We start from the raw sequence: 12,529 nt of genomic DNA, 5'->3' as shown, positions 1-12,529 counted from the left end.
AAAAGGCAAATAGATTACAATTCTATTTGCCTTTTAATACTTTCTTCAAGTGATATTAGTGTTTCTGTACGCTGGATTCCACTTACTGCCTGTATTTCTTCATTTAATACATGTCTCAAATGAGTGGTATCACGACAAATTATCTTTGCGAACATGCTATACGAGCCGGTCGTGTAATGTAGTTCAACCACTTCCTTGATTTTGCTAAGTTGTTCAACTGCGTCTTTATATTGAATTCCTTTTTCCAGATATATGCCCAGAAAGGCACAAATGTCAAATCCTGCTTTTTGAGGATCTATAATTAAATGAGAGCCTTTAATGATTCCCATTTCCTGGAGTTTTTTCATCCTGACATGAATAGTTCCGCCAGAAACGATTAAATCTTTGGCGATTTCAGTGTAAGGTTTGGTAGCATCCTGCATTAATTGTTTCAAAATGTCGATATCAAGGTTATCAATTTCTAAATTTTGACTTTCTTTTTTAAGCATGGTTTTTATATTTGGTAATCAATAGCGAAGTTAATTATAAATATTATAAAAATAAAATTATTTGTTTAAAATATTTGCAATGCAATCTAGGTGTTGTTACATTTGTATCAAGCAAGTAAGCAAAAATAGTTCTTTAAAGCTTGCTAAACAATGTAAGGTGATGAAACTGGCAAACATACCTCCTTGTCTCGGTGGCGGAGAATCTGGAAAACCCGAAAGGGCTAACCACTCCCTGAAGGTTCGACTCCTTCCCTTACAGCAATAAGCAGCGGAGTTACAAACCTAAATTTTAACTTCTGCTGCTTATACTTTAGTTCTTTACATAATGTTGGGTGGTGAAATTGGCAGACACGCCTTCTTGTCTCGGTGGTGGGGATAAATGGATAAACGCAGTTTATGGGTTGACCACAAATTAATTTTTGAACTGTAGCTAACTACCCCTTGAAGGTTCGACTCCTTCCCCAACAGCCAGTTTTTTTATGAATAATAAGTTAGTTAAAAACAGCGATACCAGGATTGGATCGCTTTTTTTGTTTTTAGGGGGAGGACTCTTAAGCTTGTTTGTGTTAGAATAATGACTATTTTTGAAATAAAATTTATAATATGTATCAGATTTTAAAGAGTGCACATTCGGGATGGCGCTATGTGGTTGTGGCTTTGCTGCTTGTCGCTATTTTTACCGCCGTATCTGGCTGGTTAGGAAAAAAAACATATACAGAGGGAAACCGGAAGTTAAATGTGTTTGCTTTAATTAGTGTTCATATACAATTCTTGCTTGGATTGGTTATTTATTTCACAAATGGCTGGTTTAAGGTGGATAGTTCGGTTGTATATGGCCGATATTGGAAAATGGAGCATATTTCTATGATGATTTTGGCTGTTATTTTGGTGACTATCGGGAATTCACGCTCAAAAAAGATAGAAGAGGCTTCAAAAAAGCATAAAACTGTCTTTATTTTCTTTGGATTTGCTTTGTTAATCATAACGGTGGCAATTTTGCTGATGTTAAAGGCCGATCCGTCGCGTCATTTATTCGGCATGTAACGTTTTATTTCACATTTAATTTTGCTTTGTTATATTTATTTATATTTTTGCTGAACAATGATGAACAATACACATACCTGGCAATGGCACAGTACCTTTAAAAAGAGTTACGTCGCTTCCTGGTATACCTTATAGTTATCAACCTAAACCAAACCACAAAAGAACCCGACGTAGAACCACACGTCGGGTTTTTTGTTTTTAATCCACAATTTGCTTCTTTAATTAATTCATACAATGAACACTTACAAAATTAATACAACGTTTAAAAAGCAACTGGCAGATACCACAACGCCGGTAAGTATTTATTTAAGGTTGAGGGATGTGTTCCCAAATACCATCTTGCTGGAAAGTTCGGATTACCACAGTCGTGAAAATTCTGTAAGTTATGTTTGTGCAGAGCCTGTTGCGGGCATTATGCTTAAAGATGATCAGCTGACTGCTTATTTTCCGGACGGTACCACACTTGAAAAAGATAGTTTTGTGCTTTCAGAAGAAATAGAATCTTTTAAATCCAGATTTGTTCCGGACGTTGTTCCTGAGAAGCGGTACATTTCTAGTGGCTTGTTTGGTTATTTTACCTGGAATGCCGTGCAATATTTTGAAGATATTCAGTTTTCTGCAAAATCTCCCGAAGATCAGGAGATTCCATTGATGCAATACCATTTATATCGCTACATCATTGCTATCGATCACTTTAGAAATGAGGTTACGTTATTCAAAAATAACTTTAACGGTGAGGGGAACGGCGACCTGGAAAAAATTGAATACCTGATCCAGAACAAGAACTTTCCGCAGTACAGTTTTAAAATAAATGGAGAGGAGCAATCTAACTTAACGGACCTGCAGTTTACGGACATGGTTGTAAAGTTGAAAAAGCACATCTTAAGAGGTGATGTTTTTCAGATTGTACCTTCCAGGGCATTTAGCCAGGGCTTTTTGGGTGATGAGTTTAATGTGTACCGCTACCTCAGATCTATCAATCCATCTCCATACCTGTTTTATTTTGACTATGGCAGTTTTAAATTGTTTGGTTCATCGCCGGAAGCGCAAATCACCATTAAAAATAATGTTGCTAATATTTTTCCGATTGCAGGGACATTTAAGCGTACAGGAAATGACGAGGAAGATGCCGAACTGGCGAGGAAACTGGAGCAGGATCCTAAAGAAAGCGCAGAGCATGTAATGCTGGTAGATTTGGCAAGAAATGATTTGAGCAGGCACTGCAGTGGTGTGGAAGTAAAAGCTTTTAAAGAAGTGCAGTACTATTCTCATTTAATTCACCTGGTTTCTAAGGTGAGTGGTAATCTTCAGGAAAACGTACCACCATTTAAAGTTGTTGCAGATACCTATCCTGCGGGTACTTTAAGTGGGGCGCCAAAGTATCGGGCCATGCAGTTGATTGATGAAAATGAAGGACTTGGACGGAACTTTTATGCGGGAGCCATTGGTTATATGGGCTTTAATGATGAATTTAACCACGCCATTATGATCCGTACGTTTATGAGCAAGAACAATCAGTTGCACTACCGTGCGGGTGCGGGGATTGTGGCAGATTCTATTCCGGAGAATGAATTGAATGAAGTAAATAACAAAATAGCAGCCTTAAGAAGAGCTATTGAGATGGCTGAACAAATATAAGATGATGAAAGAAAAAGTATTAGTAATAGACAATTACGATTCATTTACGTATAATCTGGTGCATTTGGTAAACGAGCTTGACCGTGATGTGGTGGTGTGGCGTAATGATAAGTTTGCCCTGGAAGATGTGGCTGCTTTTGACAAGATCATTCTTTCTCCGGGGCCTGGGATTCCGGAAGAAGCGGGTTTGTTGCTGGATGTCATCAAGGCATATGCACCACATAAAAGTATTTTTGGTGTTTGTTTAGGGCAGCAGGCCATTGCCGAAGCTTTTGGGGGCAGTTTGCTGAATCTGGGTAAACCTATGCATGGTATTGCTACGCCAATTGAGGTATTGGATGCCTCTGAAATATTGTTTAAAGATTGTCCAACCGAAATTAAAGTTGGGCGCTACCATTCCTGGGTAGTTAACGGCGAAGGTTTGCCTGAATGTCTTACCATAACGGCTACAGATGCGGATAATGAGATTATGGCCTTGCGTCACAAGGAATTTGATGTAAGGGGGGTACAATTCCACCCCGAAAGTGTACTTACCGATTTTGGTAAACAAATGATGAAAAACTGGTTAGAAAAATAGACATGAATATTTTAGATAAAATTGTAGCCAGGAAAAGGCAGGAAGTAGAATTGGCAAAAGCTGCTGTATCCATTAAACAGCTGGAAAGCAAGGCTTATTTTAACCGTACACCTTTTCTTTTTGAAGATTTTTTACTGGACGAAGCGCGCAGCGGGATCATTGCCGAGTTTAAACGCAAATCTCCTTCTAAAGGGATCATTAACGATCGGGTTTCAGTTACAGAAATCACTAACGCTTATGCTGCGGCCGGTGCCTCGGCTTTATCTGTCTTAACAGATACTGATTTTTTTGGTGGTACACTCGCTGACCTTTTAGCCGCAAGAGCGGCAAATAACATTCCCATTTTACGTAAAGATTTTATAATTGATGAATACCAGATCATAGAATCCAAAGCAATGGGGGCCGATATTATTTTGCTCATCGCGGCAATTTTAACACCAGATGAAATTGAGAATTTTGCAGAATTGGCTAAGTCCCTTGGTTTAAATGTATTGCTGGAAGTACACAATCTTGATGAACTGCAGCAAAGTATAACACCAGACCTGGATGCTATAGGGGTAAATAACCGGAACCTTGGCGATTTTTCTGTAAATATTCAGACTTCCTTCGAGCTGGTGGATCAGATTCCTGATGAGTTTTTAAAAATCTCTGAAAGTGCAATCAGTCATCCAGATACCATAAACGAACTGGCCGAAGCAGGCTTTGATGGCTTTCTGATTGGCGAAAGTTTTATGAAAACAGAAGACCCAGGAGCGGCAATGCGGGAATTTGTCAGTAAATTGAGTTAATTGAACACGGTATAACTTTTGTACCTTTGTGTAATCTATGGGAAAGCAGAAATATTACGATACAGCGCTTAAACCCGAACGTGCGGTTCTGGTTGGCGTAGTTAGACCAGGAGAAACGCCTGAGGAAACGAAAGAATATTTGGATGAACTGGCATTTTTGGTGGATACTGCCGGAGGTGTGGTTGAACATTCTTTTACACAAAAAATGCTGCGCCCGGAGCGTGCTACATTTGTGGGGACAGGAAAATTGGAAGAAATAGCCGCCTATGTGAAATCTGAAGAGATTGATATGGTGGTGTTTGACGATGAGCTGTCGCCATCGCAATTGCGTAATATTGAGCGGGAATTACAGGTTAAAATTCTTGACCGTAGTAACCTGATCCTGGATATATTTGCCGGAAGGGCCCAAACTGCGCAAGCTAAAACACAGGTAGAGTTGGCACAGCTTCAATACCTGCTGCCGCGCTTAACCCGGTTATGGACCCACCTTGAGCGACAAAAGGGTGGGATTGGAATGCGCGGGCCTGGAGAAACGCAAATTGAAAGTGACCGTAGGATGATCCTTGAAAAAATCTCGCTGCTTAAGGGACGCTTAAAGTTGATTGACAAGCAAAATGAAACTCAGCGAAAAAACCGTACTGCCCTGGTTAGGGTTGCCTTGGTAGGTTATACCAACGTGGGCAAATCTACCATTATGAATATGGTGTCCAAGTCTGAGGTGTTTGCAGAAAATAAATTGTTTGCCACTCTGGATACAACAGTTAGGAAAGTGGTGATTGAGAATTTGCCATTTTTACTTTCAGACACGGTAGGGTTTATCCGCAAGCTTCCCCATCATCTTGTAGAATGCTTTAAATCTACACTGGATGAGGTTAGAGAGGCAGATATTTTGATTCATGTGGTGGATGTATCTCATACCAGCTTTGAGGACCAGATTGGCGTAGTTAATGAAACCTTAAAAGATTTAGGCGCATTGGATAAGCCAACCATAATGTTGTTCAATAAGATTGATGCGTATGTAAGTCCCGAACCCATTGCCGCGGATGAAGAAAAGGTAACCATGACGCTTGAGGAATTTAAACGGACCTGGATGGCCACTAATAATGCGCCGGCATTGTTTATATCCGCTTTGCACAAGGAGAATTTAGAAGAATTTAAACAGTTATTGTACGATAAAGTAATTGCTTTGCATACGGAGCGTTACCCTTATGATAAACTGCTATATTAATAAAAAAGATTATGGAAAGTAAACGTCAGCAAAAATTTGCCGGAGTGTTGCAAGAAGAATTGGCTGCAATTTTTCAGCGCGAAGCTGGGGCATATTTGCCCAATACACTGGTTACCATTACACGTGTTCGTGTGTCTCCGGATTTAGCGGTGGCTAAGGTTTATCTGAGTTTTTTAAGTACAAACAATACAGCGCTGTCTATTGCGACGGTAAATTCACATAGCAATGAAATCAGGTATAAGCTTGGCGCACGTATCCGTCATCAGGCACGTGTAGTTCCTAGTCTTACTTTTTTTGTGGATGATACCAATACCTATGTAGAACACATGGATAAGATCTTCGACAAGATTTCAAAAGACCGCGATGAAAATGGTGAACTTGATGAAAATGGAGAACGTGTGGAGCGTGTTATGCCTATAGCTGATAAAACAAATGATTAGGTAATACTCCTTGTTTTTTGTATATTGGGGCTATGAAAGGGCTAATAACTTCAGTATTTTTATTTATTGGGTTTTGTGTGCAGGGACAAGAGATCAAGGGGGGACTGGAATCTTTTATCACGCAAAACACAATTTACCCTCCATACTCTTTACAAAATTGTATACAGGGCATCGTTAACATCAGTTTTAAACTCAATGCTGCCGGAGAAGTTTACACTTCCAGGGTAAGTAGCGGAATTGGTACCGATTTGGACGATGAGGCTTTGCGGTTAATCCGTTTGAGTAGCGGAAAGTGGAAGATGCCCGAAGGATATGATACGGCAGTGGCGCTGTATGTTCCTGTAAACTTTCGTTTATCCGGATACAATTGTGACCTTAAAACCCCTCAGGATATTCAAAAGGCTATAGCGGCTTACAAAGCAAACGAAGGTTTAAGTAATGCGGTGCAAAATTTTTACCGCAACAAAGAAAAGGGAATTTACAATAAAGCTGACGAGCCGAAAATGGACTTGTTGAAACAACAGCTAGGTATTGACGAGGAATATCTTCAAAGTAAGATCAGTGATGGTAAAGCCAAATTGAAACAAAAAGACAGGCAGGGGGCTTGTGAGGACTTTTTGTTTGTTAAGCATATGGGTTCCACACTGGCAGATGAATTGCTGAGTCAATATTGTAAATAGTAGAGTTTAAACTATAATACTGATCGCATCAGGGATCAATTGAGCTTCTAACTGATTTACTTTGCCCATGTACTCGCCGTCTACTTGAAAATGTGCCCTGTGTTTCGTTTTAATCTTTAATGTATTCGTTTTAAAGGTTTCTATTTTCTCCGGATCAAAAGGAAGGTTGGTGAACCTGATTTTAAGGATCTCCAGGACGGAATATTTTTTAACCAGGATCACTTCAAACACATCATCGTCTAAAACCCCATCGGGATTAATTTTAACGCCAGTTCCGTACATCGTAGCGTTCGCAATCACTACCATTGCCGCTTCAGATTTGATCTTGTCTTGGCCTATCACGAATTCTACATTCATTTTATGATGGTTCCATATGGCATGCCAGGCTGCTTTGGCATAACCCAGCATTCCCCGTTGGGGCAGGTCGTCAAATTTTTTAACAATGTAAGCGTTGAAGCCTATGTCGGCCAGGTGAATGCACAATTCTCCATTGACCATTACTACGTGAATCTTTTTAGGAGTTCCATGAACTGCGGTGTGCAGGGCTTCTTCTGGAACTGTAGATATGCCCAGTTCTTTCGCCATCCCGTTGGCAGAACCGGCCGGAATGATGCCTATAGGAGTATTTGTATTGAGCAGGCAATCGGCCACAAGCTTTAAGGTCCCGTCGCCACCAACAGCAATAACCCTATCCGCCGCGGAACTTTGGATCTTCTCTTTTATTTTTTCTACTGAACAGTTTGCAGGTAATTCATAAATTTCAAATTCCTGTTTGCTTGCCGAAAAGTATTGCTGAATGATTTCACTATAATTGTCTTCCTTGCTTCCGGAGCCAGGATTGACCACAAATAACAACTTTATAGCTAGCGTATCTTCCATTTTTATTTACCTTACAAACAACTTAAGGTTAACACTGTTTGAATTAAGATGAATAATTCTACAAGTGTTAAAGTTTATCATGGTTACGGGCATACACACAACCTGGTGGTATATGGCCATGTATTTAAACATAAAGCTAAAACTAACCAGGTGTACAGCAATAATGTTGTGGTAAACACCGTGCATTTACTTAAATTATTCGTTTTAAGACCTTACCCCTTCGCCAAAGTACGCTTGTATTTTCATGAGCAGGTACTGGAGCAAACTGCAGAATATGATGGCTTTTTCAAATTTGAATGGGATGCTTCAAAAGCAGGCATGCAGGATAGGAATGTAGCGGCAGGCTGGCATGAAGTAAGGGTTGAGGCGATGGATGAAAATTCAGAGGTGTTGAGCGAAGGAAAAGGAATGGTGTATGTACCTCACATCACACAGTATGCCTTTATATCAGATGTAGACGATACCGTAATGGTTTCACATTCTGCTACCGTTTTACGGAGGCTAAGGTCATTGTTGTTTAAAAACCCACGTACGCGTAGAACCTTTAAATCTACCCAAAAGCATTATCAGCTCCTGGCTCAGGCGCATACGGAGGCCAATCAACCTAATCCTTTTTTCTATGTTTCCAGCAGCGAATGGAACCTGTATGATTATTTGGTGGAAATGTTCCGGTTTAATAAGTTGCCCGAAGGCGTGTTTTTATTGAATCAGATTAAGCGTTGGAAGAGTTTCTTCAAGACTGGTAAAACCGGACATGAAGGCAAGCTGTTGCGGGTGATGCGGATACTGGATGCTTTTCCAAATCAGAAGTTTGTTTTTTTTGGAGACAATTCGCAGCAGGACCCCGAGATTTATACATCTATTGCAGTTAAATATCCTAAAAATATAGTGGCGATCTATATTCGTAACATCAGGAAATCCAAGCAGGCCGAGACCCTCGTTACCCTTGCTAAAGCAGAAATTAGAGGGATTAGCACGCTTTTATTTAAGAATAGCGAAGAGGCGATTGCCCATTCCAGGGCGCTTGGCTTGATCGATGAGGTCTAAAATCGTTAATTTGTAAATGATATTTCAGCTTACAGAAGAACTCATCTTTCCAAACCCTTCGCTTTCTGAGCCTGATGGATTGCTGGCAATTGGCGGCGACCTGAGCAGGGAAAGGCTGATTCTTGCTTATCGGCATGGTATTTTTCCCTGGTTTAGTGAAGGTGATCCGGTTTGTTGGTATGCCCCTAAGGAACGTTGCGTGATCTACCCCAACAAGGTGAAGGTGAGTAAGAGTATGAAGAAGGTGTTAAAAGATAAGTCCTTTAGTGTCACTATGGATACCGCCTTTGAAGATGTGATTGTAAATTGTGCTGCAACTCCCCGCAAGGATCAGGATGGAACCTGGATCACCAATGAGATGCAGGAAGCCTATATCGATTTGTTCCATGCAGGCTGGGCACACAGTGTAGAAGTTTGGCAGGATGATGTTTTGGTGGGTGGTTTATATGGTCTGCAAATTAACCGTGTGTTTTGCGGCGAAAGTATGTTTAGCAGTGTTAGTAATGCTTCCAAAACCGCACTGATCTGGTTGTGTAAACATCTGGAATATGAATTAATAGACTGCCAGTTGCCCAATGAACATTTAATGAGCATGGGGGCAGAAATGATTTTAGCCGAGGATTTCCTGAATGTCCTCCTTGCTAAGTGATTTTATAAAGCTCTCTTCTGTGGTAATGAGTGAGCTGGCCAAGCGCTTCTTCCGGTTTTGCAGGGCAAGGATTTTCTCTTCTACCGTGTCTTTGGTGATAAACTTGTAAATGAATACTTTTTTGTTCTGGCCAATTCTGTGACTACGATCTATCGCCTGTTGCTCCACCGCAGGATTCCACCATGGATCCAGAATAAATACATAATCAGCCTGGGTAAGGTTTAAGCCCACCCCTCCGGCTTTTATAGAAATCAAAAAGACTTTAAGGTCAGTGTTTTCCTGGTACTCTGATACTACTTCTCCCCTTTCTTTGGTGCCTCCGTCCAGATAAGCATAAGGGATATTTTCGCTGTCAAAATACTTTCTGAAAATGGAAAGGTGTTTAACAAACTGAGAAAATACCAACACCTTATGGCCACCTTTAAGCACATTGTCTAAGGTATGGATAACATTCTCAAACTTACCAGAGTCTGATGCATACTCTTTATCTACCATAGCAGGATGGTTGGCCAGCTGGCGCAATGCCGTTAAACCCTGTAAAAGCTGCACTTGCTTTTTGGCAAAAGTGCCATCGTCCATACTGCTCAGCAAGTCATTACGGTAGGCCGATTTCGTTTTCTCATAAGTAGCGGCCTGGTCTTCGGTCATATTACAATAAATTACCTGTTCCGTTTTTGGAGGTAATTCTTCTGCTACCTGCTCTTTTGTCCTTCTAAGCACAAAAGGTTTAATAATGGCTTGCAATTTACGGGCTTTGTCTTCGTCTTTTCTTTTTTCTATGGCTTGTACATATTCTTCGTTAAAATAAGCCTGTGTGCCCAATAAACCAGGATTTAAAAAGGTAAGCTGCGTCCACAGATCACTTACAGAGTTTTCTACCGGGGTGCCGCTTAGCGCAAGGCGATGACGGGATTTTAGAATCCTTACCGCCTTAAAAGATTTAGAAGAAGGATTTTTAATGTTTTGGCTCTCGTCCAGAATGATGTAATTGAAATAGAAGGTACTTAAAATGTCTATGTCAACCCTGGTAATTCCATAAGTGGTAATTACGATGTCATAGTTGATAAAGTGGCTTATATTTTTATTTCGGTTGCTGCCTGTGTGAGCAAGGATTTTTAATTTGGGGCTAAACTTTTTTGCCTCGCTTAACCAGTTGTAAATTAAAGAAGTAGGCATAACAATAAGCGAGGTGCTGTGTGTAGCCGCTTCTTCATCCTCTTCCTTTATTTTTTGCAACATGGCCAGGGTTTGTATGGTTTTACCCAAACCCATATCATCGGCCAAACAGCCGCCAAAGTTGTATGTTCTTAAAAAGCTAAACCAGTTGTACCCCGCTTTTTGATAGCTCCGCAGCTCCCCTTTAAAATGTATGGGCATACTGGTCTCTTCAATGTTTTCAAAGTCGTTTAGTTTTTCCAGCTTCCTGGAGAGGGTAACATTGGTGATGCTATCCTCTGCAAGGTCATTGATCAGCCCGATATGGTGCTTTTTCAATTTTAGTGAATTTCCCCCTTCTGCAAGGCTAAACAGGCTTCCAAACTTGCTAAACCATTTGTCAGGAAGAATGGCAATGGCGCCGTTTGGTAAAATAAATTCCCTTTTTTTATGCAGGATGTGTTGCTTTAAGGCGATAAATGGAACCGCCTGATCGCCAAAATAAACTAAAGCATTGATGTCAAACCAGTCGTTCTGTTCCTTTACTTCGAAATCTATTTTTGCAGATGCAAACAGGAAACGTTTGTTTCCGCTACTTTGTTCTATTTCAAATCCTCTTCCGGTAAGCTCATCCAGGTATTCATTTACCCAGTTAATGATGCCATAAGAAAGGTCTGTGTCACCTTGTTTATCATTCAGCTCAAGGTTATGAAATAAAGGGCTTACTTTTTTGAGCCCCAGTTTAATGAGTTCTCCAAACTTATTCTTTTCCCAGTCTGCCGCCCGCCTGATGCGGGTAAAAATATAATTGTCCTCGTCTCTAGCCACCCTAACGGTCACTTTTTGATCATTGCCCATCCCAAAAGCATAGGCCCCATATTTAAAATAAAGTTGGATCTGAGAAATACCGCCTTCTACATAAATGACTTTTAGTACAGGAACAGGCTCGTGTTTTTCGGTATTAATGTCAAAGCCTTCTGCATACACATGATATTTTTCAATCAGTGGCGCTACAAATTTTTCAAAATAGGTCTCTTCTGTAGCTTTCGGAATGGTGATATAACGCTTGTTTAAAAAAGGGTTTAATTTTTTGCCCTCAATGTCCTGTTCAAAAAAGTAGAGTACATCGTTAAGTAATAACCAGGCAGGCTGGTTGCTGATTACCTGAGCATCTTTGAACATAAAGTCTATCCGTAAGCCCTGGTATTTTATGGTCGGGAAATACCTTGTTTCGGTTTCATTGCGCCTAAAATGAAATAAAATGGTGGCCGCTTCGTCAGCAATTTCAATTTTTCTTTCTGCCGGCCATCCGTCTTTATCCATCAGGTATAAGCCTTCCTTGATTTTCAGGTTGTTTATGACCTCTGAAAACTTCTTCTCTATCTTTGGCCTGATGGTATCGTAAAACTTTTCGTTGAAAAACTTGCTGAAAAACTCGGTGGGCCTTATGGGCTTTTTATGGTATTTCTTAATGATAAAATCCTGCTCGGTCTCGTCCAGTATTTTAATGAGCTTAAAATCTGTATCGGAAAGATGCTTTGCAAATTCTTTCGCCGTATGACTAAATAAACGCTGGTAGGTTAAGGAAAAATCTCCCTGGGGATTAAGTTGAACGATGTGTGGTTCAATTAAATAGCCGAAAAATTCATGTTTGCACAATGAATATACAATTTTGCAGGGTTTTGAACTGTCTACACGTAACATTAGTCAAATATTAAATTTGCGTTGGCTTCAGCTAGTAAAAACTTTAAACATACATCAATTTGGCCTGCTTTCAAAAAGATGAAGGCTTTATTACAAAAATTCTCTTCCTGTTTGTCGAAAACTTTTGGGCGTTTGTCGGATTTTAACTGTTTATGGTATAATAGGAAGTTTTCTGCTGCAACGTTTTTACTTTGACGATGTCTTATCTACAA

Annotated in this window: 12 protein-coding genes and 2 tRNA genes; 11 read left to right on the top strand and 3 right to left on the bottom strand. The window is 40.2% G+C overall.

Annotation, left to right across the window (positions count from 1 at the left end; genetic code table 11):
* Window positions 1-14: 14 nt before the first annotated feature.
* Window positions 15-488, bottom strand: coding sequence for an Lrp/AsnC ligand binding domain-containing protein (locus LPB86_RS02865; RefSeq protein WP_230641035.1), 474 nt, complete (start codon window positions 486-488; stop codon window positions 15-17).
* 151 nt (window positions 489-639) lie between these two features.
* Here LPB86_RS02865 and LPB86_RS02860 point away from each other — a divergent pair.
* The 9 genes from LPB86_RS02860 to LPB86_RS02820 all read left to right on the top strand — a co-directional run bounded on the left by LPB86_RS02860 (window position 640) and on the right by LPB86_RS02820 (window position 6,883).
* A tRNA-Asp gene (locus LPB86_RS02860) sits at window positions 640-747 on the top strand.
* 67 nt (window positions 748-814) lie between these two features.
* Window positions 815-959 (top strand) — tRNA-Asp (locus LPB86_RS02855).
* Window positions 960-1,091: 132 nt separating this feature from the next.
* Complete coding sequence (locus LPB86_RS02850) at window positions 1,092-1,532, top strand: cytochrome B (protein WP_230641034.1); 441 nt, start codon at window positions 1,092-1,094, stop codon at window positions 1,530-1,532.
* A gap of 234 nt (window positions 1,533-1,766) precedes the next feature.
* Window positions 1,767-3,170, top strand: coding sequence for an anthranilate synthase component I family protein (locus tag LPB86_RS02845; RefSeq protein ID WP_230641033.1), 1,404 nt, complete (start codon window positions 1,767-1,769; stop codon window positions 3,168-3,170).
* 4 nt (window positions 3,171-3,174) lie between these two features.
* Entirely contained in the window at window positions 3,175-3,747 is a 573-nt protein-coding gene (locus LPB86_RS02840) for an aminodeoxychorismate/anthranilate synthase component II (RefSeq protein WP_230644279.1), read from the top strand.
* A 2-nt stretch (window positions 3,748-3,749) separates the two neighbouring features.
* Entirely contained in the window at window positions 3,750-4,535 is a 786-nt protein-coding gene (trpC, locus tag LPB86_RS02835) for an indole-3-glycerol phosphate synthase TrpC (protein WP_230641032.1), read from the top strand.
* Window positions 4,536-4,572: 37 nt separating this feature from the next.
* A complete protein-coding gene (hflX, locus tag LPB86_RS02830; protein ID WP_230641031.1) occupies window positions 4,573-5,763 on the top strand; it encodes a GTPase HflX in 1,191 nt (396 codons plus the stop codon).
* 11 nt (window positions 5,764-5,774) lie between these two features.
* Window positions 5,775-6,203: a ribosome-binding factor A gene (locus tag LPB86_RS02825; RefSeq protein ID WP_230641030.1), complete on the top strand. Its 429-nt coding sequence runs from the start codon at window positions 5,775-5,777 to the stop codon at window positions 6,201-6,203.
* Between the two features lie 32 nt (window positions 6,204-6,235).
* Window positions 6,236-6,883, top strand: coding sequence for a TonB family protein (locus LPB86_RS02820; protein WP_230641029.1), 648 nt, complete (start codon window positions 6,236-6,238; stop codon window positions 6,881-6,883).
* 6 nt (window positions 6,884-6,889) lie between these two features.
* Here LPB86_RS02820 and LPB86_RS02815 read toward each other — a convergent pair whose 3' ends face one another.
* Window positions 6,890-7,762, bottom strand: a complete 873-nt coding sequence (locus LPB86_RS02815; protein ID WP_230641028.1) for a diacylglycerol kinase family protein — start codon at window positions 7,760-7,762, stop codon at window positions 6,890-6,892.
* 48 nt (window positions 7,763-7,810) lie between these two features.
* Between LPB86_RS02815 and LPB86_RS02810 the strand changes: the two genes are divergently transcribed.
* Both LPB86_RS02810 and aat read left to right on the top strand, forming a co-directional pair.
* Window positions 7,811-8,809 carry an App1 family protein gene (locus LPB86_RS02810; protein ID WP_230641027.1) on the top strand — a complete coding sequence of 333 codons (999 nt, stop codon included), beginning with the start codon at window positions 7,811-7,813 and terminating at the stop codon, window positions 8,807-8,809.
* A gap of 16 nt (window positions 8,810-8,825) precedes the next feature.
* Complete coding sequence (gene aat, locus LPB86_RS02805) at window positions 8,826-9,458, top strand: leucyl/phenylalanyl-tRNA--protein transferase (RefSeq protein WP_230641026.1); 633 nt, start codon at window positions 8,826-8,828, stop codon at window positions 9,456-9,458.
* Here aat and LPB86_RS02800 read toward each other — a convergent pair.
* Complete coding sequence (locus LPB86_RS02800; RefSeq protein ID WP_230641025.1) at window positions 9,420-12,317, bottom strand: DEAD/DEAH box helicase; 2,898 nt, start codon at window positions 12,315-12,317, stop codon at window positions 9,420-9,422. The two genes, aat and LPB86_RS02800, sit on opposite strands and share 39 nt — an antisense overlap.
* Window positions 12,318-12,529: the final 212 nt, after the last annotated feature.

Source organism: Pedobacter sp. MC2016-14, assembly GCF_020991475.1.
Taxonomy (GTDB): Bacteria; Bacteroidota; Bacteroidia; order Sphingobacteriales; family Sphingobacteriaceae; genus Pedobacter.
The sequence above is the reverse complement of the archived record's forward strand: the minus strand, read 5'-3'. Positions and strand labels throughout refer to the sequence as shown.

What these genes read in the sequence shown, in the direction of transcription:
- LPB86_RS02820 (WP_230641029.1), top strand. Translation starts at nt 6,236, where the DNA reads ATGAAAGGGCTAATAACTTCAGTATTTTTATTTATTGGGTTTTGTGTG.
- LPB86_RS02825 (WP_230641030.1), top strand. Translation starts at nt 5,775, where the DNA reads ATGGAAAGTAAACGTCAGCAAAAATTTGCCGGAGTGTTGCAAGAAGAA.
- LPB86_RS02800 (WP_230641025.1), bottom strand. Translation starts at nt 12,317, where the DNA reads ATGTTACGTGTAGACAGTTCAAAACCCTGCAAAATTGTATATTCATTG.
- LPB86_RS02845 (WP_230641033.1), top strand. Translation starts at nt 1,767, where the DNA reads ATGAACACTTACAAAATTAATACAACGTTTAAAAAGCAACTGGCAGAT.
- LPB86_RS02810 (WP_230641027.1), top strand. Translation starts at nt 7,811, where the DNA reads ATGAATAATTCTACAAGTGTTAAAGTTTATCATGGTTACGGGCATACA.
- trpC (WP_230641032.1), top strand. Translation starts at nt 3,750, where the DNA reads ATGAATATTTTAGATAAAATTGTAGCCAGGAAAAGGCAGGAAGTAGAA.
- LPB86_RS02815 (WP_230641028.1), bottom strand. Translation starts at nt 7,762, where the DNA reads ATGGAAGATACGCTAGCTATAAAGTTGTTATTTGTGGTCAATCCTGGC.
- LPB86_RS02865 (WP_230641035.1), bottom strand. Translation starts at nt 488, where the DNA reads ATGCTTAAAAAAGAAAGTCAAAATTTAGAAATTGATAACCTTGATATC.
- LPB86_RS02840 (WP_230644279.1), top strand. Translation starts at nt 3,175, where the DNA reads ATGAAAGAAAAAGTATTAGTAATAGACAATTACGATTCATTTACGTAT.
- LPB86_RS02850 (WP_230641034.1), top strand. Translation starts at nt 1,092, where the DNA reads ATGTATCAGATTTTAAAGAGTGCACATTCGGGATGGCGCTATGTGGTT.
- aat (WP_230641026.1), top strand. Translation starts at nt 8,826, where the DNA reads ATGATATTTCAGCTTACAGAAGAACTCATCTTTCCAAACCCTTCGCTT.
- hflX (WP_230641031.1), top strand. Translation starts at nt 4,573, where the DNA reads ATGGGAAAGCAGAAATATTACGATACAGCGCTTAAACCCGAACGTGCG.